This window comes from Helicobacter pylori, from assembly GCF_015904775.1.
Classification (GTDB): Bacteria; Campylobacterota; Campylobacteria; order Campylobacterales; family Helicobacteraceae; genus Helicobacter; species Helicobacter pylori_DM.
This window is the reverse complement of the sequence record NZ_JADZNC010000001.1, coordinates 38,509-63,107: the sequence shown is the minus strand read 5'-3', so window position 1 is coordinate 63,107 and position 24,599 is coordinate 38,509. Positions and strand designations below refer to the sequence as shown.

Below are 24,599 nucleotides of genomic sequence, written 5' to 3'. Positions count from 1 at the left end.
AAGGACAACCGATGAGCAGAGTGCAAATGGATACCGAAGAGGTCAGAGGATTTGTGGAACATTTAGAACGCTTTAAAGAGTTGCTAAGAGAGGAAGTGAATAGCTTGAGCGGCCATTTCCATAATTTAGAATCATGGCAAGACGCTAGGAGGGATAAATTTAGCGAGGTGCTGGATAATTTGAAAAGCACTTTCAATGAATTTGATGAAGCCGCTCAAGAGCAAATCGCATGGCTTAAAGAGAGGATTAGGGTTTTAGAGCAAGATTATTAAGGGGTGGTTTATGGCTGAATGGAAAACGGACACAGAAGAAGTCAAAAAGGTTGTTGAAAAATGCAGGGAATTTAAAAGATCCCTGCAAGAAGAAAGGTGTCTTGGTTTTATCAAAGACCTTGATAGTTACGCGCGAGGAATCCTAGTAGAACGCAGAAAAATTGAAATGCAATTGGAAAAAGCCATAGAAGAATTAAACAAAGCCAAAAAGGAGCGAAAGGGCTTTTGGGGATCTGTTTTAGATTTTGGAAAAGGTTTTTTTTGATGCGGTAGGGTCGGCTATCCCTCCTTTTAAATTAGGCGCTGAAGCTTGTGAAAAGGGCTTAAACCTTATGGAAGACAATATAGAAAAACGGAAACACAATGTAAGGTTATTAGAACGAATGCTTGAAATCTACTCGAATCAAGCCAAAGCGAGCGCGGATCTTGTGAATCAAGCTTGGGAGGGCGTTAAAAAGAGGTTGCATTTTTATACCGATAAACACCAGGAATTTATCAGGCGTTTGAAACAAGCGAGCGATGCGATAGATAACGAATACAACTTTCCAACCCCAGGCGTTTTATTGGAATACGATTTTGAACGGCCTGCTATCTCTTATACCCCTAAAAAAAGCGTTTTTAATGAGCGCTTGAAAGATTTGAGGGAAAATTTTAGCGCTTCTTTATACGCTGATTTGAAAGACAAGATCAACGCTTTTTCTCATAGGGAACGCGCTAAAGTCTCTAAAGAGCGAGAGTTGGAAAATTTAGAGGATTGGATGGGCGCATCTTCTTATGATGAAAACCCTAACGATGAACTGGATCGCATGGCAAGCTCTAAAGAGCGAGAATTTGAAAAGAGTTTAGAGGATTTGATGCCAAGCGTTTTAAGCGTGCCTTCTTATAACGAAAGCTTGACTTTAGCCAAAAAGAATTGCGTTAAAAATTGTAAGAAAGCTTTAGAAGGTTTTACAGAAAAAATCAAAGAAGCCCCCAACGATTTGAACGCTGTCAATGAAGCTTTTGATAATTTAGAAACAGAGTTGGAGCGTGCTACAGAAAGTTTGAGCCAAAAAATAGATCCCATTTTAGAACGCAATGAAGATTATACGCAAAAAGCGTTGGAGTATAGGGAGTTTTTAGAAAGCCGTAAAGAGGGCTTTATTGTAGATGAAAAAAACCCCTATCCGGAAGAAGTCCGCTTTAATGAGTGGCGTTTGGCGGAATTTGATAGCGTTTTTAGCGCCATTGTGCCTTTAGAAGATTGGAGTAAAACCGCATGCGCTCATCATGCCCTAAAGGCTTTACAAGCCGTGCTTAAAGACAACGATTTGGGCTTTGATGCGACAGAGTTGGAACAGATCGCAAAAGGATTCATCCCTAGGGGTTATTTATGGCATTTTGACGCGAATGTTTTAGGGAATGTGGCGTTGGTGAGAGAAGAGTTATTATTAGGCGTGAAACACACGAAAGGATATTCACTATGGACAGAATTTCTACAGAAACAGAATTGAATTGGGAATTTGTAGAGCCGATCAATGGAAATGCGTTGAGCGATCTAGAAGAGCGGTTGAAAATAGGCTTTAGCGATGCGTTTAAGGACTTTATCAAACGATCAAACTATGGTTTTAGCCAATTGCGTTATTTCATGGTGGGCAATGAATCCTACATGTTCAAACATGTTTTGAACTTCAATTTAGAGAGCTTGTTTGTTGATTTCATGCAGAGCTTGAAAGAATGGTTAGAACCTGAAGAAATCGTTTTTGCTAATGACGGGTATGGGGGGTATTATCTTTGGAATACGACTACTGATGTGGTGCTGTTTTTAGACACTGATGATGGCTCAAAAAAAGCGCTATTAAATCTTAAAATGTTTTTAAAAAAACTGGAATCAAGGGGTTAAAATGTTTTCTCATGAAGTTTTTTTGGAGAGTTGCACCAATAAATTAAGAAAGATTTGCGATGAATTTGTAGAAAACGCCATGCAAGATGATTTGGGGCAGAAACTCAGGAGCGAGGTGCTAGAGGAGATGCTAAAAATTGCGCATGATTTAGAAAATTTAGAAGATGACACTCAATACCAAAGAAGAAAAATCAACGAGCAACTTGGAGAAGCCAAGCGTTTGGAGAAGCAAATTCATATGAATTTCCATCCATCAAGCGAGATCGATAGGCTTATGCGTGAAGCCAAAGAGCATGAAAGAGAAGCTAAGAGGCGCTATGATGAATATCTTAAGGATAAAGATGATTGATGCGGGTAATTTATTAAAAGAACTGGACGATGCCTTAGATAAAGTTATCGCTAAAAAAGAGCCAGAGAGTTTTCTCAAGCCGATCGTCTCACCAATAGAGGACTATCAAAAGAGTATCAGGCAAATTCAAGCGCAATTCACAGACGCGCCACAATTCAATGAAGAGGGTGCTTACCCTAAATTTTTAAGCTGTGGTTTGTTGGAAATTAAGGGCAAGAATGGCATTAACATGGAATTTTTATTGCCTAAAGTTTATCCTTTCCCCCCTAAAAGCTTGTATATAGAGCATGAAAAAGACGGGCAGTTTTTAAGAGAAATGCTCATGCGCTTACTCTCCAGCGCGCCTTTAGTGCAATTAGAGATCGTCTTGGTTGATGCGCTGAGTCTAGGGGGCATTTTCAATCTGGCCAGAAAGCTTTTAGATAAAGACAATGACTTTATTTACCAGAAAAGGATTTTAACCGAAAGCAAGGAAATAGAAGAAGCCCTAAAGCATTTGTATGAATATTTAAAGGTTAATTTGCAAGAAAAATTAGCCGGTTTTAGAGATTTTGCGCATTACAATGAAAACGCCAAAGACCCCTTGCCTTTAAAAGCGCTTTTTTTAAGCGGGGTAGATGCTTTAAGTCAAAACGTGCTTTATTATCTGGAAAAAATCATGCGTTTTGGCTCTAAAAATGGGGTTTTGAGCTTTGTCAATTTGGAGAGCGAAAAAAACAATAAATCCGCAGAAGATCTGAAAAAACATGCGGAGTTTTTTAAAGATACGACAAGTTTTGAACGCTTAAAATACCTTAATGTGGAAGTCATCAACGATCAAGGTATTAAATCCCAACACATGAAAGACTTCGCTGATAAAATTAAAGCGTATTACAAGCAAAAAAAAGAAGTTAAAAGGGAGTTGAAAGACTTACAAAGAGAAAAAGAATTTTGGACTAAAAGCTCTCAGCATGAGGTGGTTGTGCCGGTGGGGTGGGATATTAACCATAAGGAAGTGTGTTTTGAAATCGGTAACGAACAAAACCACACGCTCATTTGCGACCACAGCGGGAGCGGGAAATCCAATTTCTTGCATGTGTTGATCCAAAATCTAGCCTTCTACTACGCGCCCAATGAAGTCCAACTTTTTTTGTTAGACTATAAAGAGGGGGTGGAATTTAACGCGTATGTAGCAGATACCCCTTTAGAGCATGCGAGGTTGGTGAGCGTGGCGAGTTCGGTGGGTTTTGGTGTTAGTTTTTTAAGCTGGCTTTGTAAAGAAATGCAAGAAAGAGCCGATCGGTTCAAGCAATTCAATGCGAAAGATTTAAACAATTACCGAAAGCATGAAAAAATGCCCAGATTGATCGTAGTGGTTGATGAATTTCAGGTGCTTTTTAGCGATAATAAATCCACTAAAGTGGTGGAGGGGCATTTAAACACCCTGCTTAAAAAGGGCCGCAGCTATGGGGTGCATTTAGTTTTAGCCACTCAAACCATGCGCGGCACTGACATTAATCCAAGCTTTAAGGCTCAAATCGCTAACCGCATCGCTTTGCCTATGGATGCAGAAGACAGCAGTAGTGTTTTGGGCGATGATGCGGCTTGTGAGCTTGTCAGGCCAGAAGGCATTTTCAACAACAACGGAGGGCATCAAAAATACCACACCAAGATGAGTATCCCTAAAGCCCCCGATGATTTCAAATCTTTTCTCACAAAAATACACGCTGAATTTAACCAAAGAAATCTCGCGCCCATAGATCGTAAAATCTATAATGGTGAGATACCTTTAAAAATGCCCAACACCCTTAAGGCTAATGAAATGCGTTTGCATCTGGGCAAAAAAGTGGATTATGAGCAAAAGGACTTGATAGTGGAGTTTGAAAGTAACGAATCGCATTTGTTGGTGGTGAGTCAAGATTTAAACGCTCGCATCGCTTTAATGAAGCTTTTCGCTCAAAATTTCAAGACTGCCAACAAAGAGTTGCTCTTCTACAACGCCGAAAAACGCCTTGTGAGAGAACTTGATGAATTGAAAAAACACCACATCACGCCCATGCAAGGCTCTCTAGGGAGCGTTTTAGACACCGCCATGAACCCTAATAGCGTGCTGATGGTAGACAATTTAAACGAAGCCAAAGAGTTGCACGACAAAGTAGGGGCGGAAAAGTTAAAATCGTTTTTAGAAAAAGCCACAGACAACGAGCAGTATTGCGTCATTTTTGTACATGACTACAAACAAATTAAAACTAATTACCATCTTGACAAGTTAAGAGAATTGTTAAGCAACCACTTCAAGCAATGCCTAGCCTTTAGGTGCAATGGGGAAAACTTGAACGCTATCAAAAGCGGTTTACCCTCACCAAGCGAACACAACGCGCTCTTCATAGAGCTTTCCAAAGACAGCCGCACTGAGTTTAGACCCTTCAGCTTACAAGATTAAAAAAAGGGGGGGGTTAAAAAAAGAGAGTTAAAAAAAGTGGGGGGGTTAAAAAAAGAGAGTTAAAAAAAGGGGGGGGGTTAAAAAGACTAAAGGGATTTAATCTTTTTAAAGTGCTTTTAAATCTTTGGCGTAATCGTTTGGGTGATAAAGCGAGCGATTTTTTCTCTTAAATGCAACAAGGGTTCTGAGCCTTTCGCTAAAGCTTTTAGGCATAAGTGAGAACTAGCAATCTCGCTCACGGCTCCATCCACCCCTTCGCTCTCTTCAATGCATTCTCGCACACCAGACAGCTCTATGGGGCAATTGACAAGCACCAGATTCAAATAATGCGTGTAGCCATCAAACATGCACATGTTATTCATATCGGTGGTTTTGGGATCTAAAATCGTGTTGTCATAATAGATGGGTTTCTCATCTTGTAAAATAGCGATTTTGGTGTGCAAGCGGTTGAATTGGAACAACTCGTTTCGCGCCACTCGCCCGGCGACAATGATTTCACTATAGAGCAATTGAGAGCTAGAGCGCAAAGAAATCGTGGTGTTGCCCTTAAAATGAGCGTTTTCAAAGGGGATTAACGGGAAAGGCGCAAAGTCTAAAAAAGCGTTTTCCCCCACAACGATATGCATGTCTCTGCTGGCAAACCCGTCTTCAGTGTTGTGGATTTTTTCAAAGGATTGCGAAGTGATCCTTAACTTGCAATTTGGACCGATGTGTAATTGCATGTCTTGTGCATCACCTCTCATCATGCCAGGGCTTACCGCTAAAAGCATGATTTCAGCTAAACCGTCTTTAGGGTAAAAGGGCGCCATGAGCTTAAAGGGGGGCGTGAAGAAATTGTCTTCAATCACGCACCGCCCATCAGCCCCTATTTTGGTTTTTAGCCTGAGCTTGGATTCTTGAGCGTAAGTGTTCATCAATCTTCCAATAAAGCGTTGCGCTTGATCCAAGCGATCACATCGTCTAAACCTTCTTTAGCGCGGATATTCGTAAAAATAAAGGGCTTTTCGCCGCGCATTTTTTTAGAATCCCTTTCCATGACTTTCAAGTCCGCTCCCACATAGGGGGCTAAATCAATCTTATTGATGACAAGCAAGTCTGAGCGCGTGATTCCTGGCCCGCCTTTTCTGGGGATTTTATCGCCCTCAGCCACATCAATCACAAAAATCGTAAAGTCCGCTAGCTCTGGGTTGAAAGTCGCTGAAAGGTTGTCGCCTCCGCTTTCAATCAAAAGCAGTTCCAAATTAGGGAAACGGCCATGCATTTCTTCTACCGCTTCTAAATTCATAGAAGCGTCTTCTCTAATGGCGGTGTGAGGACAGCCTCCTGTTTCTACGCCAATAATCCTCTCTCGTGGCATTACTGAATTTTTACACATAAACTCCGCGTCTTCTTTAGTGTAAATATCATTAGTGATAACCGCCATGTCGTAATCCTTTGACATGTGGCGCGTTAAAGCTTCAATCAAGGCGGTTTTACCGCTTCCTACAGGACCACAAACTCCAATTTTTACCATAAAATTCCTTTCAATTTGAGATTAAAATTCAAGACATATAAAGGCGCGAGTATAAACTCTCATGCTGCATCGCCTTAATGTCGTTTTGAACGCTTGCCGCGCACAGGTGGCTTTCGTCTAATTCTAGGGTTTTTTCTATGAGCTGGTTAAAAGGGCTTTGCAAGCTCAATAAGATTTTTTGCCCGTCGTTTTGGGATAAGGGGACGCTTTTAACGCAGTTGATCACCATGTTAGAAGTTTGCGCATAAAGATAATGCCTTAAAGCCTTTTTCAATTCCATATTCAAACTCGCCGCAAAAACGCCATAGCTAGTGGCATGGGTGGGATCTTTGGTTTGTTGAGCGTAAGCGTTAAAAAATGCACCCATGTCTAATTCGTTCATGGCTTGTAAGGTTTTAATGAAACGATTGCCTAGCTTTTGATTGGCTAATCGTAATTCCATGGGGCTTGTGGATAGCATTATGATTTCTTCAATCCCTAAGATTCTTTTTAAATCCTGTTGGAGAGCGCTTTCATAGGTGAGTTTCAAGCTCAGCATTTCCGTATAAAGGAACTGGCTAGAAAGATTAGCTTTTAGATATTCTAAAGCGCTTTCTTTATTGGTAACCTTTTTTTGCTGGATATAAGTTTCTAGCCCAAAAGAATGCGTGTAAGATCCAATAGGGAACACCGCATCATTGACTTGCAGAATCAGAAATTCGTTATCCACATGAGCTTTGTTGTCTGTCTTTGGGGTTTTTGGGGGCGTACCCACGCTTTTTTTAGTGCTTTTCACGCTCTTTCCTTTATCCATTTGTTATTTTTCTATTTCATGACCACTTTAAAATCGCTCGCTAGTGAGACCTTAAAATTAGGCTCACTATGGGGCATGCTCACGGTTAAGCGTTCTTTGGAATCCAGTTTTGAACTTAAAACACGATTCTGAACCCCTAGCTTTTCTAGTAACGCTAGTGTGGGCTTTTCAAATGGTGTTTTAAATTCAAATTGAGACTCGCCATAGTATAAAGCCGCATGGCGGTTTCCTATTTCATAGCATATTTTCGCTACTTCTGCCACGCTCTTAGCTTGGATGTGAATGACTTCAGAATCCAAGATATTAACGGCGATAATTTCCTTCTCTTCTTTAAATAAAATATCTCCTTGAGAGAGACCCAACTTGGGAGCGTCTTTAAGGCGTATGGCTATGTCTTTGCCTTGCCTGGTTTTAAAGCGAGCGATTTTTTTCCTCGTTTCAAACCATTCCAAATCCACATAATCCACATTATCCACATTGAAATCCAAGGGGTTTAAATCCCTTAGATTGCCAACTAAACGCTCTATGATCATCTCACACCCAGTGTTGGATAAAGAGTAACCAAGCAGGGATCCAAGCGGTTAAAATACCCTCAATGATAGCAAGCCATGGAGTGAATTTCCCTAAAGGGATTTTCAAGATGTTTTCAATGAAAGCGGTAAGCCACAAAACACCCCAAGCCAACCAAATGATCGCCCACCAATCGCCTTCAGTGATGCCTAACACTTTGTGGTCATCAAGCATATCGCTATAGTGGGATAAAATCGCAGCAGGAACAGTGTTGATCGCTACGAATAAGCTATACCAAGAATACGGCCTCCAATCCAAACCAAAAGTGTGGTTGATAGCCGCATACAAGTAGGTAAAACCAAACAATAACCCAGTCGCTGGCCCATAGAAACTAGTCAAATGGTGCGATACTTGAGCAATATCTTCGGCACCTTCTACAGGGGCTGTAGGGTGGAGTGCAGAATAAGTGATGACAACTATATTACAAATAATGGAGAGCCCACCCACAAAAAAGTTCATCACCGCAGTGCTTTTAGGATCGACTTTGGTTAACCCGCAAATCCCATTGCTGATTAAAACAATCCCAACATATAACAATACAAGTCCTAGCATTGCCTTTTCCTTCCAAACAAAAATTTTTACAACAAACGCACCTTACGAATAACTTTTGTTGCTTGAGCTAATCATAAAGAAAAATAGTAAATTGACAAAAAATAAAAACAAAAAAAAGCCCCCAATTTTTTGATAAACAAAAAATCAGAGAGCTTAAAAACTAAGATTTAAGGAGGAACGCTCCTTAAAATCCTAGAAAATGCTAAAGAGTTGTGCCAAGCTCACTTTATTGGCTGGTTTAGAAGTTACTTCTTTGCCATCCACAAACACATGGTAAGTTTCAGGATTGACTTCAATGTGAGCGGTAGTGTCGTTGAATTGCATGTCTTTTTTAGTGATGTTTCTGCAATTTTTTACCGGCAACACTTGTCTTTCAAGCCCCAATTCTTCTTTAATGCCTTTGTCATAAGCCGCTTGAGACACAAAAGTGATGTTTGCATCGTATTTGGCTTTACCATGATGAGCGAACATTTCTCTGTAATAAACTGGTTGTGGGGTAGGGATAGAAGCGTTCGCATCGCCCATTTGACTTAACGCAATGAATCCGCCTTTAATGATCATGTTGGGTTTCACGCCAAAGAATGCTGGACTCCACAATACCAAGTCAGCCACTTTGCCCACTTCTACAGAACCGACATACTCGCTAATCCCATGAGCGATCGCTGGGTTAATGGTGTATTTAGACAAGTAGCGTTTGATCCTGAAGTTGTCGTTATCGCCTTTTTCTTCTTTCAAGCGGCCAAATTCTTTTTTGTTTTTGTCAGCTGTTTGCCAAGTTCTGGTGATAACTTCACCCACACGACCCATAGCTTGAGAGTCAGAACTGGTGATTGAGAAAATCCCCATGTCATGCAAAGTGTCTTCAGCCGCAATGGTTTGAGGGCGAATCCTTGAATCAGCGAACTGAACATCTTCTTTAATGCTTTTATCCAAGTGGTGGCACACCATAAGCATGTCCATGTGTTCTGCTTCTGTATTCACGGTGAAAGGGATAGTGGGGTTAGTGGAAGCGGGAAGAATGTTGTGTTCACCGGCCACTTTAATAATATCAGGAGCGTGTCCGCCGCCAGCGCCTTCAGTGTGGAAAGTGTGCATAGTGCGCCCAGCAATAGCAGCCATAGTGTCTTCTACACAACCAGCTTCATTCAAAGTGTCTGTGTGGATAGCGACTTGCACATCGTATTTGTCTGCAACATCTAGTGCATGATTGATTGCAGAAGGAGTGGTGCCCCAGTCTTCGTGGATTTTAAAGCCAATCGCACCAGCTTCAATTTGATCGGCTAAGCTTGCATCGTTAGAAGCGTTACCTTTAGCTAAGAAACCTAAGTTCATAGAATATTCTTCAGCCGCTCTGAGCATCCATTTTAAATTTCTTCTGCCTGGAGTGATAGTGGTTGCGTTAGTGCCATCAGCAGGGCCAGTTCCGCCACCAATCATCGTTGTTACACCGCTCGCAAAAGCTGTAGGGATTTGTTGGGGGGAGATGAAGTGGATGTGTGTGTCAATACCACCAGCAGTTACGATCAAACCTTCACCAGCTAAGGCTTCAGTAGCAGGACCCACGCTAAGATTGTTTTTAACGCCATCTTGCATGTCTTTGTTACCGCCTTTACCAATGCCAGCGATTTTGCCATCTTTAATACCAATATCCGCTTTATAAATACCGGTGTAATCCACGATTAAAGCGTTAGTGATGATTAAATCCAGTTCTTCTTTGCTGGGGTTGTTGGATTGGCTCATGCCTTCTCTTAAAGTTTTACCGCCACCGAATTTAAGCTCTTCGCCATAAATGGTGTAGTCATGTTCTACTTCAGCGATCAAGTCTGTATCGCCCAATCTCACTTTATCGCCTATAGTAGGGCCATACATAGAAACATATTCTTTTCTGCTAATCTTTTTCATTTCTTACTCCTTAATTGTTTTTACATAGTTGTCATCGCTTTTAGCGCCATGAAAACCACGCTCTTTAGCTCTGTGTAAAGCAATTTTTTTGCTTTCGTTATCGGCTTGCCTATCAACCAACGCGTTAAATCCAAAGATTCTTCTGTTACCGCCAATGTCAATCAACTCTACGGATTTTTCTTCGCCAGGTTCAAACCTTACCGCTGTCCCGCTCGCAATGTCTAAGCGTTTGCCGAAAGTTTTTTCTCTGTCAAAGTCTAGGCATCTATTCACTTCAAAGAAATGGAAGTGTGAACCGATTTGAACGGGTCTGTCGCCCACGTTTTTAACTTTCACGCTAACGGCTTTTTTGCCTTCGTTGATAGTGATGTCTTCATTTTTTAAGAACAACTCACCAGGAACCAATTTACCATTAGCCTCAATAGGGGTATGCACGGTTACGAGTTTGGTCCCATCAGGAAACATCGCTTCAATACCCACTTCATGAATCATGCTTGCCACGCCATCCATCACATCATCCGGTTTTAAAAGAGTGCGCCCTTCTTGCATCAATTCAGCCGCAGTCTTTTTACCAGCTCTCGCTTCTTCCATAATATGGGCACTAATCAAAGCTACTGCTTCCACATAGTTAAGCTTAATGCCTTTTTCTTTGCGTTTCCTAGCTAATTCTCCAGCGTAGTGGAGCATCAACTTATCTAACTCTTTTGGGGTGAGTTTCATCTCATTCTCCTATTCTTAAAGTGTTTTTCCTTGAAGACATAACGCAATCAAGGTTGGATGTAATTGTAGCAATCTTTTGATTTACTAAGATTAACAGAAGCGTTCATTAACTAATTATTATTTAAAATGAATTAGTGTTATAGTCTTGAAGCGCTATAAAATCGTTATTGGAAGCGCGTTTAACACCCCTTTAGAATTTATAAAGATCAAAAACTCGCAAAAAAATGAGAATTAGGATTGGAGTAATAATGGTGGCCACGACTGGACTTGAACCAGCGGCCACTACCATGTCAAGGTAGTGCTCTACCAACTGAGCTACGCGACCTTTAATTAAAAGAGGTAATTATGCCTTAATTTTGTTTTGTTTTTGCTTAAAAAAGAATTGTCTTAACAATAAAACGCCCACGCCCACATCTATCATGACATCAGCGAAATTAAAAATGGCAAAATCAAACCCATAATGATAATACACATAATCCACTACGCCCCCATGCCTAAACCGATCTAAAACATTAGAAACCCCAGCGCCAAACACCATGCCAAACTCTATCGCATGGCTTTTAAAAAGCTCCTTTTGGCGCATTAAAAAGATAAAAAGCCCTAAAATCAAAAGGATTTGCAAGTATTTCAAACCCCCCTCTAAAAAACTGAGCAAGGAAAACGCCACGCCCTTATTGAACACCAAAACAATATCTATCATCAAACTTTCATAGCGAAACCCCTCTAAAATAGCGTGTTTAATCGCTTGATCCACGCCAAAAATAAGGAAAAAAACCCCTATAAAAACCAACAGGCTTTTTTTAGTGGTTTTTAGCACAAATGCCCTTCAAAAAACTCTTTTAATTCTTGCATTTTGGATTCTAAAAGTTTTTCATCTTTAGCTTCTAAAAGGATTCGCAGTTTGTTTTCAGTGCCGCTATAGCGGATCAAATGGCGGATTTCTAGCTTGTCTAATTCTTTTAAAAGAGCGCTATAACCTTTCAGGCTTTCTAAAGGGGGCTTTTTTTGGACATTCAAATTCACTAGGTTTTGAGGGTATAATTCAAAGGGGTTTAACGCAACAGAGCTCACCTGCTTACTTTCTAACACAAGCGCGCTCACTTGCAACGCGCACACCAAACCATCGCCGGTTTTAGCGTAATCGCTAAAAATGATATGCCCGCTTTGCTCGCCTCCAAAATTGGCTTTATTCAATCGCATGCATTCGCTCACAAACTTATCCCCAATCGCGCAATGCTTCAATTCTAAATCTTGGGATTTTAAGTATTCTTTAAGGGCTAAATTACTCATGTTTGTAGCGACAATTGCTTGAGAAGAAAGGGCGTTTTTAGATTTTTGATAAACCCCTAACACCCCTAAAAGCTTATCCCCATGCACGATATTCCCTAAATTATCCACCACCACTAGCCTATCGGCATCGCCATCAAAAGCAAAGCCTAGATCCGCGCGGTATTTTTTCACTTCCTGGCTCAATTGGTTAGGGTGTAAAGCCCCGCATTGCTCATTAATATTACACCCATTAGGCTCATCATTAATCACTAAAACATCAGCCCCAAGCTCGCTAAAAACAACCGGAGCCACCTTATAAGCCGCGCCATTAGCCGTATCTAGCACGATCCTTAAATTTTGTAAATTCAAATGTTTGGGGAAAGAGTGTTTTAAATGCACGATATAGCGCCCTATGACATCATCTATCCTTTTAGCGCTACCGACGCTCTCGCCCACTTTATAACTAGAATGCAGTAATTCTTCATCATGAAAGATTTCTTCAATCGCTTTTTCTTCTTCTTCTTTAAGCTTATAACCATAAGAATTGAAAAACTTGATGCCATTGTCTTCAAAAGGGTTGTGGCTCGCGCTTATCATAATGCCCGCATCACAGCGCATGTCTTCGGTTAAAAACGCGATCGCAGGGGTAGGCATAGGCCCTATTTGAATCACATTATAGCCTATGGAAGTGAGAGCACTCACTAAAGCGTTTTCTACCATATAGCCGCTTTTTCTGGTGTCTTTACCGATTAAAATTTTATTCGTTTGAGAATGTTTTTTAAAATACAACCCGGCAGCAATGCCTAAACGCATCACAAACATGGGGGTGAGTTTCACCCCTGCTTTACCCCTCACGCCATCAGTCCCAAAAATTTTCATCGTTATAAAATACCTTTTAAACTATTTTTAATCAATTTTTAGATAGAATTATGCCAAATTTTACATTACAAAGGGATTAAAACAAGGCTATGGCAAATCATAAGTCCGCAGAAAAGCGAATCAGACAGACCATTAAAAGAACCGAACGCAACAGGTTCTATAAAACTAAAATTAAAAATATCATTAAAGCCGTGCGTGAAGCGGTCGCCATCAATGATGTAACAAAAGCTCAAGAGCGTTTGAAAATCGCTAATAAAGAGTTGCATAAATTTGTCAGCAAAGGGATTTTAAAGAAAAACACTGCTTCTAGGAAAGTCTCAAGGCTTAACGCTTCAGTGAAAAAAATCGCTCTCGCTTAGTTTTAGGGCGTTTTTGACTTCTTTAGCTCAGTAACGGGTTTTTATTATTGAGCTTCTTTTTAAGTTTTGCGTTTTTTAGATTGTTGCATCTTTTATTCACATCTTTTTATAGGTAGTCTTGCATGTCCATTCTAGCTGAAAAGCTTTCTTCCATTCTCAAACGATACGACGAACTCACAGCGTTGCTTTCTAGCGCTGAAGTGATTAGCGATATTAAAAAACTCACCGAATTGAGCAAAGAGCAAAGCTCCATTGAAGAAATCTCCATAGCGAGTAAAGAGTATTTGAGCGTTTTAGAGAATATCAAAGAAAATAAGGAGCTTTTAGAAGACAAGGAATTGAGCGAACTGGCTAAAGAAGAGTTAAAAATTTTAGAAATCCAAAAAAGCGATCTAGAAACTGCCATTAAGCAACTCCTTATCCCCAAAGACCCTAACGATGATAAAAACATCTATTTAGAGTTAAGGGCCGGCACGGGGGGCGATGAAGCGGGCATTTTTGTAGGGGATTTGTTTAAAGCGTATTGCCGTTATGCGGATTTGAAAAAATGGAAAGTAGAGATAGTGAGCTCTAGCGAAAACAGCGTAGGGGGCTATAAAGAAATCATCGCTTTGATTAAGGGCAAGGGCGTGTATTCAAGGCTCAAATTTGAAGCAGGCACGCATCGAGTCCAAAGAGTCCCTGAGACAGAATCTCAAGGGCGCATCCACACTTCCGCTATCACAGTAGCGATCATGCCTGAAGTGGATGATGTGGAAGTTTCTATCAACCCTAGCGATTTAAAGATTGAAGTGTTTCGCGCTGGCGGGCATGGGGGGCAATGCGTCAACACTACAGACTCTGCGGTTCGCATCACGCACCTTCCCACCAATATCAGCGTGAGCATGCAAGATGAAAAATCCCAGCATAAAAACAAGGATAAAGCCCTAAAAATCTTAAAAGCGCGCCTTTATGAAAAACAAATTGAAGAACAGCAACTCGCTAACGCTAAAGACCGAAAGGAGCAAGTGGGTAGTGGGGACAGGAGTGAAAGGATCCGCACTTATAATTACCCGCAAAACCGCTTGAGCGAGCATAGAATCAATTTAACTCTGTATAGTTTAGAAGAAATCATGCTTTCAGGGAATTTAGATGAAGTGATTAACCCTTTAATCGCCCATGCCCAAAGCCAGTTTGAATAAAACCATTACTAAAACGATAAAACAAAGCGATAAAACACCCAAACCTTTTTTAAGATAGCCACCCGCTACGACCAAAAACCCTAACATGCTTCAAATTTTCGCCCCACAAAAACAGTGCAAGAGCTTCCATAAAATCTAGTTAAATATAATTTTAAATTCTATATATATAAATGAACTTTTAAAAAATAAAACGATTTATTTAACATATTCTTAACAAAAAATTCACTTTTTTGTGATATAACTCCAAAGCTCAATATTTGTAAGAGCGGACTGTATTCCGTAGAAGCGAATGTATTCAAGGACAACTCTCAAATTTTGATAGCTCCCTATATTTTTGCACCATAGCATGAATGCAATGAAAAAAGAAATCCTTAGGATTTCTCACATTAAGGAGTTTTAAATGAAAAAAGTTTTTTTAGGTATGGCATTAGCCTTTAGTGTGTCTATGGCAGAAAAAAGCGGTGCGTTTTTAGGAGGGGGGTTTCAATATTCTAATTTAGAAAACCAAAACACCACCCGCACCCCAGGCGCTAACAATAACACCCCAATAGACACTTCAATGTTTGGCAGCAATCAAGTAGCTCCAGCCCAAGAAACGCAAAGCGTGATCAACACCAATAATTACGGGCAAATGTATGGGGTAGATGCGATGGCAGGGTATAAGTGGTTCTTTGGTAAAACCAAACGCTTTGGCTTTAGGTCTTATGGATACTACAGCTATAACCATGCGAATTTAAGCTTTGTGGGGAGCCAGCTTGGAATCATGGAGGGCGCGTCTCAAGTGAATAACTTCACTTATGGCGTGGGCTTTGATGCGCTCTATAACTTCTATGAAAGTAAAGAGGGCTATAACACGGCAGGGTTGTTCGTGGGCTTTGGGTTAGGAGGGGATTCGTTTATCGTTCAAGGAGAGAGCTACTTGAAATCTCAAATGCGAATTTGCAACAACACCGCAGGCTGTTCAGCGAGCATGAACACGAGCTATTTCCAAATACCTGTTGAATTTGGTTTCAGGAGCAATTTCTCTAAACACAGCGGGATTGAAGTGGGCCTTAAATTGCCTTTATTTACCAACCAATTCTATAAGGAAAGGGGCGTAGATGGATCAGTAGACGTGTTCTATAAAAGGAACTTCTCTATCTATTTTAACTACATGATCAACTTCTAAGCCTTTCTCTTCTTTCCAATAGAGGGTTTTCTCTCTGTTGGTTTCTTTTTTCTTTTTTTGTGATGTTTGTTTTGTTGTGTTGGGGGGGTTAGGTTTTTGTTTAAGAAAGTTTTTTAAAAACTAAAGAAACGCTTAAAACAGAACCTTTTGTTTTGAGATTTGATTTTTTACTTGGGCTTGTTTTCAAAAATCATTTTGATTTCTAAAAATAGTCTATAATGCTCGCAAGAGATATTTTTTAAGGTTATCAATGAAAGCTATAAAAATACTTTTTATAATAACGCTCAGTTTGAACGCTATCAGCGTGAATAGGGCGTTGTTTGATTTAAAAGATTCGCAATTAAAAGGGGAATTAACGCCAAAAATAGTGAATTTTGGAGGTTATAAAAGCAGCACCAAAGAGTGGGGAGCTAGTGCTTTAAACTATATCAATGCGGCTAATGGCGATGCGAAAAAATTCAGCGCGTTAGTGGAAAAAATGCGTTTTAACTCTGGCATCTTGGGGAATTTTAGAGCGCATGCGCGTTTGAGGCAAGCCCTAAAATTGCAAAAGAATTTGAGATATTGCCTTAAAATCATCGCTAGGGATTCTTTTTATAGTTACCGCACCGGTATTTACATCCCCTTAGGCATTTCTTTAAAAGATCAAAAAACGGCTCAAAAAATGCTCGCTGATTTGAGCGTGGTAGGGGCGTATCTTAAAAAACAACAAGAGAATGAAAAGGCTCAAAGCCCTTATTACAGAAACAACAACTATTACAACTCTTACTATAGCCCTTATTACGGCATGTATGGTATGTATGGCATGGGTATGTATGGAATGTATGGCATGGGCATGTATGATTTTTATGACTTTTATGATGGCATGTATGGATTCTACCCTAACATGTTTTTCATGATGCAAGTTCAAGATTACTTGATGTTAGAAAATTACATGTATGCGCTCGATCAAGAAGAGATTTTAGACCATGACGCTTCCATTAACCAACTTGATACGCCTACTGATGATGACAGAGACGATAAAGACGATAAATCTTCGCAACCAGCAAATCTCATGAGCTTTTATCGTGATCCCAAATTCAGCAAGGATATTCAAACCAACCGCTTGAATAGCGCTTTAGTCAATTTAGACAACAGCCGCATGCTCAAAGACAATTCGCTCTTCCACACCAAAGCCATGCCCACTAAAAGCGTGGATGCGATAACTTCTCAAGCCAAAGAGCTTAACCATTTAGTGGGGCAAATCAAAGAAATGAAGCAAGATGGGGCGAGCCCTAATAAGATTGATTCAGTGGTCAATAAAGCTATGGAAGTGAGAGACAAATTAGACAACAATCTCAACCAACTAGACAATGACTTAAAAGATCAAAAAGGGCTTTCAAGCGAGCAACAAGCCCAAGTGGATAAAGCCCTAGACAGCGTGCAACAATTAAGCCATAGCAGCGATGTGGTGGGGAATTATTTAGACGGGAGTTTGAAAATTGATGGCGATGACAGAGACGATTTGAATGATGCGATGAATAACCCTATGCAACAACCTGTGCAACAAACGCCTACCAACAACATGAATAACACCCATGCCGATGACAGCAAAGATCAAGGGAGTAACGCGCTCATAAACCCTAACAGCACCACCAACGATGATCACAACGATGATCACATGGACACTAACACCACTGACACCGGCAACGCAAACGACACCCCCACTGATGATAAAGATGCTAGCGGCAACAATACCGGCGATATGAATAACACGGACACCGGCAATACTGATAACGGTAACACTGATGATATGAGCAACATGAACAACGGCAACGATGATGCGGGTAATGCTAATGACGACATGGGTAATAGCAACGACATGGGCGATGACATGAACAACGCGAACGACATGAACGACGACATGGGTAACAGCAACGATGACATGGGCGATATGGGGGATATGAACGATGACATGGGTGGCGATATGGGAGACATGGGAGATATGGGTGGCGATATGGGGAATTGAGATTAAACCCTAGCTCTTTGGTTAAAACTAGCCTTGTTTTTAATCAAAGATTGATAGCCAAAACTTTAATGGGTATTTTTTATTTGTAGTGAAAACCATTCTTTTAAGGGGGATAGGGGGATACTTTGATACCCCTTTAACCCCCAACTAACTCCCCTAAGAACGCTTTTTAAAAATCTAACCAAAGCTTTTTATCATCAAACTAGCGCAAAAAACTCCATCCTTTAGGGCATAAGATGTAAGCGCTTAGGCTATATTCAAGCTAATAAAATACCTCTAATCTTTTTAGGGTAAGAAATGCCCATGCAGACTTTAAAGAGCCTTTCATGTTAGCGTCCGTTAGAACACTTTACAGCTAGAAATCCCCTTGCTTTAAAAAAAGGGGCGGTTCCACATTTTAGATGCTCAAAATTAAAAGCAGAAACTAAAATTTCTTCTTGCTCACATCTTCTAAAATGTCTTGGGAGATCCCATCAATTTTAGCGCTGACTTGTAAAGAGTGGTTAGCGATAGTCAAATTATCCTGCACATCTTGTTGCAAGGCGTTAATGGAATTGTGGATGTTTTCTACGCCCTTGTTTTGCATTTTGATAGACTCAGCGTTATCGGCGATGCTTTGAACTAAAATATTGATATTGGCTTCAATTTCGCCGAGCGATTTTTGCGTCCTTTCAGCGAGCTTCCTCACTTCATCAGCCACCACCGCAAAGCCTCTGCCATGCTCACCAGCCCGTGCGGCTTCAATAGCAGCATTTAGGGCTAACAGATTCGTTTGATCGGCAATATCTCTAATCATATCCACCACGCTTTTAATGTCTTCGCCTTGAGAGATCATCTCTTGGCTTTTAGAATCAATTGTTGTGATAATATTAGTGATTTCTTCTAAGGATTGGGTGGTGTTTTTCAGGCTTCTTTCTTGCTTGTGAGCGGTTTTGGTTAAGTTATCCACGCAAGTTTTTAAATCTTTGGATTCATGATTGAGCGCGTTTGCAAACCCTAAAGAAGCTTTAAGCATGCTAGAAATTTCTTGACCTAAAGTGTTGAGTGCTTTTTCCATGTTGGCTTTAGGGTTTTGGATGTGGTGGGTGAAATCCAGGTTTTTATAATGCTCTAGGGCGTTATTTAGGGCTTCAATATTGGCGCCAATTTGGTTACGAAAATACTGGATAATGCTATTAATGGTGTTTCTTAAAGCTTGCAAGTCTTTGTTTTTAGGCACGCATGCGATTTCTTGCGTGAAATCCCCATTTTCCACATGATTGGTTACCTCAATGCTGTTTTGAATGGCTTTATTATCGGCTTGAATGTTTTCTTGGGTTTTAAGGATATTTTCATTAATGGAAGCTTGCATTTGCCCGATTTCATCATAAGTGCTTGGGGGCGTTAGGCTTATGGCATGGTTATTTTTGGGGTTATTAAGCAAGTTGAAAAAATCATTTAGGGTGTTATTGACCCTACTGATGCGTTTGGTTATGAGATTGGAAACGATGATAAAGACTAAAAAGGCTAACACCAGCACGCCTAAAATCAAAGTGGTGATAATAATGTATTTGGTGTTTGTCGCTTCTTTAAAGACTAGAGATTTATTGACATATTTTCCGATTGCCCAACGCCAATGATTGCCGTTATTCCCTTTTTCTTCAAAAAAATCAAAGGGCTGTATGGCTAAAAAGGTTTCTGTATTCCCGCTCAATGAATGGTAGCTCAAAGTGCCTGCTTCGTTTTGATTGTAATACTCCACAGCCTTAGCGACTCGTTTATCTGGATTGATAGCGCTTAAAATCTTGTCTTGGATCTCACGATTAGGGTTGATTAAAAGCCTGCCATCTTTCCCCATTAAAAAGGTGTTGCTCTTTTTCTTGCCTATTACATCGGTATAAAAAGCGTCAATGTTTAAAAAGAGATTCAGCGCGCCTATAATATTTTGATTCTTACCCATTAGGGGGAGGGTAATATCCATGCCATAGATTTTATCGCCATTAACCTCCTTATAATAGGGATCTGAACGGGTTATACTTTTGAGCGAATGGATTTGATTGATCATGTTTTCATTGAGCGTGGTATTAGGGTAGGCGATTTTTGAATCCATGCTCATTGCAGTGATAATTCGTTCATTATTATTCGTATAAATCGCGCTAACCAATAACACATGGGGGTTTGCCAACAAAAACTCAGAGAGCATGCGCTTTTTTAGGGTGTCGTTGATAGCGCTATTTTCATCGCTTAAGAATTTTTCAAGGGTGTTAGCGCCAATAAAAATACGCTTCATAATGCCTTGAATTTTAAAACTGACTAACTGAGCCTTTTTTTGCAGCAATTCTGTGGCTTGGCTTTGCAACACGCTTTCAACCTTGTAGCTGATAATAACGCCCATAACAGCGCTAATGACAATAACGACCGCACACACCATCATGACGATTTTAGAACCAATTCTTGTAGATTTCATTCCCTTTGCCCTTTTAAAACGAATTGATAGAGAACGATTATTATACATTATTTTGAAATTTTAATAAAGCAATAATAAAACAAGAGAGGACAAAAAAGCAAAAAATAAAGGAGAGCCAAAGCCCCCCCAAACTCCCCCAAAGGAGAGGCAAAAAGGAATAAAAATTACCTTTTAGAGAATTGCGGGCTTCTTCTGGCCTTTCTTTTACCATATTTTTTGCGTTCAACCACCCTTGAATCTCTAGTGAGCAAGCCTTTAGGTTTTAAAATGGCTCTAAAAGCAATATCATAAGCGTTCAAAGCTTTAGAAATGCCATGCCTTAAGGCTTCCGCTTGCGCTGAGTAGCCCCCACCAAAAACCACCGCTTTAATATCCACAGATTGTTCTTGTTTGGTTAAAAGTAAAGGTTGCATGACCTTCATTTTAATGGCTTCATGCCCGCCTAACCATTGATTCAGACTTTGCTCATTGATACTCAATTCGCCTTTACCCGGAGTGAGCCACACTTTAGCGATAGCGGTTTTTCTTTTGCCGGTAGCATAGATTTTTCTCATTTAGCGTCCTTTTTGCTAGTTTGTGCGGTGTGAGGGTGCTTATCATCACGATAAACTTTGAGTTTTTTGATCATCGCTTTCCCTAATTTCGTTTTAGGGAGCATGCCCCTAACGGCTAAGTGGTAGAGCTTTTCAGGGGCTTTTTCTAGCATTTCTTGGAGAGTCTTGCTCTTAGTGCTGCCAAAATAACCTGAATGGGTAAAATACTCTTTATCCTCTAATTTCATGCCTGAAAATTTAACCTTATTGGCGTTGATAACCACCACAAAATCCCCACAATCCACATTAGGGGTGTAAAAAGGGCGGTGTTTGCCTCTTAAAAGCACAGCGATTTCAGTGATCAAGCGGCCAAAAATTTTGTCTTTAGCGTCCAAAACGACCCAATCACGAACGATGTCATTGACTTTAGCAGTCTTTGTCATGAGAATCCTTTGATAAAATTAAAGCACCCATTATAAGGAAATAAGCTTAAATATTACTGAATTTAAGGAAAGTTTAAAGTTTAAAAATAAGGTTTTTTAAAAAATTTGTTTGATTGCTTTTAATTTTATGGTCAAACGCATTTCTTAAGTAAAACGCATTTTCTTAAAAGAATAGGAGGTATTTTACAATAACCCTCCCCTACAACCCCCAACTAAAAACCCCCTAACCCCAAAAGACTGCTTTTAAAGAGGCTATCACTTGCTTTTCGCAAGCTCTTTTATTGTATTTATTTTAAAAAATGCCTTTGAGCTTTTTTAATTTTGTTACTCATGCTTAATAAGCCAAAGCCTTTATTTTTGCTCTTGGTTAAGCCTTTCTTCTATCTTTTTGATTTGTTGGCTCATTTTAGCGCTCGCGTTGATTTGATTGATGAGCATGTAAAGGTTTATCATCATCAAAAGCACCACCACAATCCCTAAAAAAAACACGATTTGAACGGCTTTTTTAGCGATTTCTCGGGCTTCTTGTTCTTTTTGCATGCGTTTTTAATTTTCCAATTCTTCTGGGGATAAATCTTTATAAAAGCGTTCTAATTCAAAGCTCTCGCCCAAATACGCAGCGATTTCTTGGGAATCCACAAGGGCGTTTTGCAAGCAACTCGTCGCGCCTGGAGAAGGGGTCATGTTGAAAGTGATGCCTTTATGGGTGCAAATCTTTTTTTCGCCTAATTCCAGTTTTCGCTTGGTTCTGTCTAAAACTTGCGGGCGCACTTCGCCAAAACCATGAGCGTATTCTAAATCTTCTAGGCTAAGAGAGGGGATGATTTTTTGAGCGTCTTTTAAAAATTTCCTTTTACCGATAATGGGCAATTCAAAAACCATGTTTTTAAACACATAATTACGGATTTCTTTATCGCTCATCAAATCAAACGCGATCTTAAACACATCTTTATTCAAATCCATTTTCAACAATTCCAAGCTAATACCCTTAAGCCAGCATTTGTTGCGCTCTAATTTAGGCATCGTTAAAGCGGTAGGCCCGATTCGTGTTTTTCCTTTAATGACAGCATCAGGGTCGCCATGCACGGCTGCAAAAGGGAGTTTGGGGTTTTGAACGGTATAAACCTTACCCCTTAATAAATCCGGCACAAAATAAAAGCTGCCCGCCACAGGCAAGCACCCTAAATCCAAGCCATAGCCCATGCTCTGAGCCAAAGGTAAAGCGTAAGAGCCGGCATTAACTAGCACGAATTTAGCATACACTTCTTCAGCGTCTTCTGAAATTACGGCGTAAGTGTCGTTGCGTTTTTCAATCTTTTTCACTTTGAAATTCAAAAACACCTGGTTGTTAGGCCTTAATTTTAGGGCTTCTTCAACGAAGTTTTCACTCAACTTCGCAAAATTCATGGTGCTCCAATCTTTTTGATAACCATGCCCAACAATGTTTTCATGCCTGTCTATGCCATTAGCCCCTAAAATCACATTAGGCTCTAATTCTTTAATCTTTTGTTTGTCAAATTCTTCTAGCCCCACAAAGATTTCTTTAAAGGATTCGTAGCGTTTTTTCATGAACTCGCATTCTTCATCGCCCACGCCTATAGCCATTTTCTGGGTTTCAAAAATCACTTCATTTTGCAAGCCTTTATTGAGTGCGTATTGCCTGGTTTTATAAGCGCTCAAACGCACTTTTTTAGCTTTTTCGGGAGTGTAATTCGTTTCAATAGAGCCATCATGAATGGTTTGCGAATTAGCCTTAGCGCTGGAGCTGATTTGAGCCAATTTAGAGCATTTTTCCACGATAGCCACGCGCTTTAAAGAGCTGTATTCGCTCAAAGTATAAAAGGTCGCGCACCCTGAAACCCCACCTCCAATAATAACAGCATCAAATTCCATACTCATTGTCTTTCTCCAAATGTTTTAAATTGATAAATCGTAATCATAGTATAAGAAAATCAATTCGCATTCAAAGGGCTTGAAGTTTTATTGACAAAATCTTTCAAATCGCTCATTCCAAGCACCCTGTCAATCAATAATTTCTTTTTAGAAAACGCCCCATTATGTTCTTCGGCTAACCATAATGAAGTGATCACCACGCCCCCTATTTTATGGCTCAAGGTTTTAAAATGCTTTTGGGTTTGCACCGACCAAATGCTGTGAGCGACTATCGCTTGATGGTTGTGTGCGCCTAAATAGAGCATGATATGCCCTTTTAAATAGATGAGCGTTCCAAAAGGAGTGGCGTTTTTAAGGATGTAATCTTCTTTTTCTTTAGCTTTCATGGAGCTTAAATCCACATAATTGTTCGCGTAACGGCTTTGCGCATAGGAATTTCTGGGGAGCAAAATGCCAAAATTAGCGAAACTATCCCTAGTGAAAGCGGAGCAATCTCTATTGCCCAATAGCCCCCCCCAGCCGTATTTTTGCCCTAGCATGGTGTCTATAAAATACGCCATGTTCTCGCTGTTAAAAGCCTTAGGGAAAACAAAAAAATCCTTTTCATCTAAGATCACGCTTTGTAAAGTTGCATAGCCCTTAGCGTCTCTCAAAAAACCATAGGCTTTCAATTCCTTTTTTTGGGGTTTTTGAGGTGTGTTTTGACTTTGGGGGATGAGAGCGAACAGTTCGCCCACCCTAGCATCGGTGTAAAAATCCCCATAGTCTGTATAAAGGGGGATTTTATCTTTTATAGGCATGACATAATCTTTAAGATGGGTTAAAAGCTCTATGTCTTTATCGCGCATATAGGCTAAATCGCTAACTTTGATCCAGCCATAAACAAAACTGCTTTGAATGTGGGCGTAAGTTTTATCCGTGTTGAAATGCGTGACTAAAACCGGCGTGCCTTGAAAAATCAGCGAATTTTGATACCTGTCAAAAGGATAGCCTTTTGGAGAAAGATAAAAAGGTTTGTTAGTAGGCACGGCCCTCACATCGCTATCTCGCGCTACAACAGCCCTAATCTTAGCACTCGGGTAATGCTCAATATCCATGCTTTTAATCAGTTCATCATTGAAAGCTTTTGCGTTGGGTTTTAGATCTTCGCCATAACCGGTGGATTTATTCATCTCCTTAAGGATCCAAAACACTTCTTTTTTATTGCTTTTGACTTTCATATCTAGCCATGGGGAATACCACGCTTTGAGGTAGCTCTCTTTTAGGTTTTCTCTTAACGCTTGGGGGTCAATGCTTTGGTTATTATGACTGCTATTTTGAGAGCTTGCAAGATAGCTTGAAGCCTCTTGGGGCAAGGATAAATCTTTGAGCGTGAAATCCTTTTTCATGCAACCCACAAACAAAAACAAGAAAACTACAAGAAAATAACGCATGCTTTAGAGAAC

General features: G+C 40.2%; 25 protein-coding genes and 1 tRNA gene. 10 read left to right on the top strand and 16 right to left on the bottom strand.

Annotation, left to right across the window (positions count from 1 at the left end):
- Positions 1-11 precede the first annotated feature (11 nt).
- The 6 genes from I6852_RS00290 (at position 12) to I6852_RS00270 (ending at position 4,925) form a co-directional block, all read left to right on the top strand.
- Positions 12-272 carry a type VII secretion protein gene (locus I6852_RS00290; protein ID WP_197291196.1) on the top strand — a complete coding sequence of 87 codons (261 nt, stop codon included), beginning with the start codon at positions 12-14 and terminating at the stop codon, positions 270-272.
- A 10-nt stretch (positions 273-282) separates the two neighbouring features.
- Positions 283-537: a hypothetical protein gene (locus tag I6852_RS08250; protein ID WP_231626073.1), complete on the top strand. Its 255-nt coding sequence runs from the start codon at positions 283-285 to the stop codon at positions 535-537.
- 67 nt (positions 538-604) lie between these two features.
- Positions 605-1,765, top strand: coding sequence for an HNH endonuclease (locus tag I6852_RS00285; protein ID WP_414735717.1), 1,161 nt, complete (start codon positions 605-607; stop codon positions 1,763-1,765).
- The gene (locus tag I6852_RS00280; protein WP_197291197.1) at positions 1,735-2,154 is read left to right on the top strand and encodes an SMI1/KNR4 family protein; all 420 of its coding nucleotides are present in this window, start codon (positions 1,735-1,737) and stop codon (positions 2,152-2,154) included. Before I6852_RS00285 ends, I6852_RS00280 begins: the two co-directional genes overlap by 31 nt.
- Before the next feature lies 1 nt (position 2,155).
- A complete protein-coding gene (locus I6852_RS00275; RefSeq protein ID WP_197291198.1) occupies positions 2,156-2,503 on the top strand; it encodes a hypothetical protein in 348 nt (115 codons plus the stop codon).
- Positions 2,496-4,925: an FtsK/SpoIIIE domain-containing protein gene (locus tag I6852_RS00270; protein ID WP_197291233.1), complete on the top strand. Its 2,430-nt coding sequence runs from the start codon at positions 2,496-2,498 to the stop codon at positions 4,923-4,925. The genes I6852_RS00275 and I6852_RS00270 overlap by 8 nt, the downstream gene beginning before the upstream one ends.
- Positions 4,926-5,041: 116 nt before the next feature.
- On the opposite strand, the gene I6852_RS00265 is transcribed toward I6852_RS00270, so the two are convergent.
- From I6852_RS00265 to glmM, 10 genes are all read right to left on the bottom strand, one after another.
- Entirely contained in the window at positions 5,042-5,839 is a 798-nt protein-coding gene (locus I6852_RS00265) for an urease accessory protein UreD (RefSeq protein WP_197291199.1), read from the bottom strand.
- A complete protein-coding gene (ureG, locus tag I6852_RS00260) occupies positions 5,839-6,438 on the bottom strand; it encodes an urease accessory protein UreG (protein ID WP_000238762.1) in 600 nt (199 codons plus the stop codon). The genes I6852_RS00265 and ureG overlap by 1 nt, the downstream gene beginning before the upstream one ends.
- A 28-nt stretch (positions 6,439-6,466) precedes the next feature.
- Positions 6,467-7,231, bottom strand: coding sequence for an urease accessory protein UreF (locus tag I6852_RS00255; protein WP_197291200.1), 765 nt, complete (start codon positions 7,229-7,231; stop codon positions 6,467-6,469).
- Positions 7,232-7,242: 11 nt separating this feature from the next.
- Positions 7,243-7,764, bottom strand: a complete 522-nt coding sequence (ureE, locus tag I6852_RS00250) for an urease accessory protein UreE (RefSeq protein ID WP_197291201.1) — start codon at positions 7,762-7,764, stop codon at positions 7,243-7,245.
- A 1-nt stretch (position 7,765) separates the two neighbouring features.
- Entirely contained in the window at positions 7,766-8,353 is a 588-nt protein-coding gene (ureI, locus tag I6852_RS00245) for an acid-activated urea channel protein UreI (protein ID WP_000901248.1), read from the bottom strand.
- Positions 8,354-8,545: 192 nt separating this feature from the next.
- Positions 8,546-10,255 (bottom strand): urease subunit beta, encoded by a 1,710-nt coding sequence (gene ureB / locus I6852_RS00240; protein WP_120887461.1) that lies wholly within the window; start codon positions 10,253-10,255, stop codon positions 8,546-8,548.
- A gap of 3 nt (positions 10,256-10,258) precedes the next feature.
- Entirely contained in the window at positions 10,259-10,975 is a 717-nt protein-coding gene (gene ureA, locus I6852_RS00235) for an urease subunit alpha (RefSeq protein WP_000779233.1), read from the bottom strand.
- A gap of 249 nt (positions 10,976-11,224) precedes the next feature.
- Positions 11,225-11,300 (bottom strand) — tRNA-Val (locus I6852_RS00230).
- A gap of 18 nt (positions 11,301-11,318) precedes the next feature.
- On the bottom strand, positions 11,319-11,792 hold the full coding sequence (gene lspA / locus I6852_RS00225) for a signal peptidase II (protein ID WP_197291202.1): 474 nt from the start codon (positions 11,790-11,792) through the stop codon (positions 11,319-11,321).
- Positions 11,786-13,123: a phosphoglucosamine mutase gene (gene glmM / locus I6852_RS00220; RefSeq protein ID WP_197291203.1), complete on the bottom strand. Its 1,338-nt coding sequence runs from the start codon at positions 13,121-13,123 to the stop codon at positions 11,786-11,788. Before glmM ends, lspA begins: the two co-directional genes overlap by 7 nt.
- Before the next feature lie 89 nt (positions 13,124-13,212).
- Between glmM and rpsT the strand changes: the two genes are divergently transcribed.
- The 4 genes from rpsT to I6852_RS00200 all read left to right on the top strand — a co-directional run bounded on the left by rpsT (position 13,213) and on the right by I6852_RS00200 (position 17,839).
- Complete coding sequence (gene rpsT / locus I6852_RS00215) at positions 13,213-13,482, top strand: 30S ribosomal protein S20 (protein ID WP_001273612.1); 270 nt, start codon at positions 13,213-13,215, stop codon at positions 13,480-13,482.
- Positions 13,483-13,604: 122 nt separating this feature from the next.
- Positions 13,605-14,663, top strand: coding sequence for a peptide chain release factor 1 (gene prfA, locus I6852_RS00210; RefSeq protein WP_000025111.1), 1,059 nt, complete (start codon positions 13,605-13,607; stop codon positions 14,661-14,663).
- A gap of 400 nt (positions 14,664-15,063) precedes the next feature.
- On the top strand, positions 15,064-15,831 hold the full coding sequence (locus tag I6852_RS00205; RefSeq protein ID WP_197291204.1) for an outer membrane protein: 768 nt from the start codon (positions 15,064-15,066) through the stop codon (positions 15,829-15,831).
- A 250-nt stretch (positions 15,832-16,081) separates the two neighbouring features.
- Positions 16,082-17,839, top strand: a complete 1,758-nt coding sequence (locus tag I6852_RS00200) for a dentin sialophosphopreproprotein (protein WP_197291205.1) — start codon at positions 16,082-16,084, stop codon at positions 17,837-17,839.
- Between the two features lie 424 nt (positions 17,840-18,263).
- Here I6852_RS00200 and tlpC read toward each other — a convergent pair whose 3' ends face one another.
- The 6 genes from tlpC to I6852_RS00170 form a co-directional block, all read right to left on the bottom strand.
- Positions 18,264-20,285: a methyl-accepting chemotaxis protein TlpC gene (gene tlpC / locus I6852_RS00195; RefSeq protein ID WP_197291206.1), complete on the bottom strand. Its 2,022-nt coding sequence runs from the start codon at positions 20,283-20,285 to the stop codon at positions 18,264-18,266.
- A 164-nt stretch (positions 20,286-20,449) separates the two neighbouring features.
- Positions 20,450-20,839, bottom strand: coding sequence for a 30S ribosomal protein S9 (rpsI, locus tag I6852_RS00190; protein WP_001227269.1), 390 nt, complete (start codon positions 20,837-20,839; stop codon positions 20,450-20,452).
- Complete coding sequence (gene rplM, locus I6852_RS00185) at positions 20,836-21,261, bottom strand: 50S ribosomal protein L13 (RefSeq protein ID WP_000167666.1); 426 nt, start codon at positions 21,259-21,261, stop codon at positions 20,836-20,838. The genes rpsI and rplM overlap by 4 nt, the downstream gene beginning before the upstream one ends.
- Positions 21,262-21,612: 351 nt before the next feature.
- On the bottom strand, positions 21,613-21,801 hold the full coding sequence (locus I6852_RS00180) for a DUF5408 family protein (RefSeq protein ID WP_001168434.1): 189 nt from the start codon (positions 21,799-21,801) through the stop codon (positions 21,613-21,615).
- Between the two features lie 6 nt (positions 21,802-21,807).
- Positions 21,808-23,160: an FAD-dependent oxidoreductase gene (locus I6852_RS00175; RefSeq protein ID WP_000061457.1), complete on the bottom strand. Its 1,353-nt coding sequence runs from the start codon at positions 23,158-23,160 to the stop codon at positions 21,808-21,810.
- A 53-nt stretch (positions 23,161-23,213) separates the two neighbouring features.
- Entirely contained in the window at positions 23,214-24,587 is a 1,374-nt protein-coding gene (locus I6852_RS00170; RefSeq protein WP_197291207.1) for a C40 family peptidase, read from the bottom strand.
- Positions 24,588-24,599: the final 12 nt, after the last annotated feature.

Coding starts and splice junctions, on each gene's coding strand:
- rpsI (WP_001227269.1), bottom strand. CDS start 20,839: ATGAGAAAAATCTATGCTACCGGCAAAAGAAAAACCGCTATCGCTAAA.
- I6852_RS00285 (WP_414735717.1), top strand. CDS start 605: ATGGAAGACAATATAGAAAAACGGAAACACAATGTAAGGTTATTAGAA.
- ureE (WP_197291201.1), bottom strand. CDS start 7,764: ATGATCATAGAGCGTTTAGTTGGCAATCTAAGGGATTTAAACCCCTTG.
- I6852_RS00170 (WP_197291207.1), bottom strand. CDS start 24,587: ATGCGTTATTTTCTTGTAGTTTTCTTGTTTTTGTTTGTGGGTTGCATG.
- I6852_RS08250 (WP_231626073.1), top strand. CDS start 283: ATGGCTGAATGGAAAACGGACACAGAAGAAGTCAAAAAGGTTGTTGAA.
- I6852_RS00180 (WP_001168434.1), bottom strand. CDS start 21,801: ATGCAAAAAGAACAAGAAGCCCGAGAAATCGCTAAAAAAGCCGTTCAA.
- ureG (WP_000238762.1), bottom strand. CDS start 6,438: ATGGTAAAAATTGGAGTTTGTGGTCCTGTAGGAAGCGGTAAAACCGCC.
- ureI (WP_000901248.1), bottom strand. CDS start 8,353: ATGCTAGGACTTGTATTGTTATATGTTGGGATTGTTTTAATCAGCAAT.
- I6852_RS00280 (WP_197291197.1), top strand. CDS start 1,735: ATGGACAGAATTTCTACAGAAACAGAATTGAATTGGGAATTTGTAGAG.
- I6852_RS00270 (WP_197291233.1), top strand. CDS start 2,496: ATGATTGATGCGGGTAATTTATTAAAAGAACTGGACGATGCCTTAGAT.
- I6852_RS00290 (WP_197291196.1), top strand. CDS start 12: ATGAGCAGAGTGCAAATGGATACCGAAGAGGTCAGAGGATTTGTGGAA.
- I6852_RS00205 (WP_197291204.1), top strand. CDS start 15,064: ATGAAAAAAGTTTTTTTAGGTATGGCATTAGCCTTTAGTGTGTCTATG.
- rplM (WP_000167666.1), bottom strand. CDS start 21,261: ATGACAAAGACTGCTAAAGTCAATGACATCGTTCGTGATTGGGTCGTT.
- tlpC (WP_197291206.1), bottom strand. CDS start 20,285: ATGAAATCTACAAGAATTGGTTCTAAAATCGTCATGATGGTGTGTGCG.
- I6852_RS00265 (WP_197291199.1), bottom strand. CDS start 5,839: ATGAACACTTACGCTCAAGAATCCAAGCTCAGGCTAAAAACCAAAATA.
- prfA (WP_000025111.1), top strand. CDS start 13,605: ATGTCCATTCTAGCTGAAAAGCTTTCTTCCATTCTCAAACGATACGAC.
- I6852_RS00200 (WP_197291205.1), top strand. CDS start 16,082: ATGAAAGCTATAAAAATACTTTTTATAATAACGCTCAGTTTGAACGCT.
- I6852_RS00175 (WP_000061457.1), bottom strand. CDS start 23,160: ATGAGTATGGAATTTGATGCTGTTATTATTGGAGGTGGGGTTTCAGGG.
- I6852_RS00255 (WP_197291200.1), bottom strand. CDS start 7,231: ATGGATAAAGGAAAGAGCGTGAAAAGCACTAAAAAAAGCGTGGGTACG.
- I6852_RS00275 (WP_197291198.1), top strand. CDS start 2,156: ATGTTTTCTCATGAAGTTTTTTTGGAGAGTTGCACCAATAAATTAAGA.
- glmM (WP_197291203.1), bottom strand. CDS start 13,123: ATGAAAATTTTTGGGACTGATGGCGTGAGGGGTAAAGCAGGGGTGAAA.
- ureA (WP_000779233.1), bottom strand. CDS start 10,975: ATGAAACTCACCCCAAAAGAGTTAGATAAGTTGATGCTCCACTACGCT.
- rpsT (WP_001273612.1), top strand. CDS start 13,213: ATGGCAAATCATAAGTCCGCAGAAAAGCGAATCAGACAGACCATTAAA.
- ureB (WP_120887461.1), bottom strand. CDS start 10,255: ATGAAAAAGATTAGCAGAAAAGAATATGTTTCTATGTATGGCCCTACT.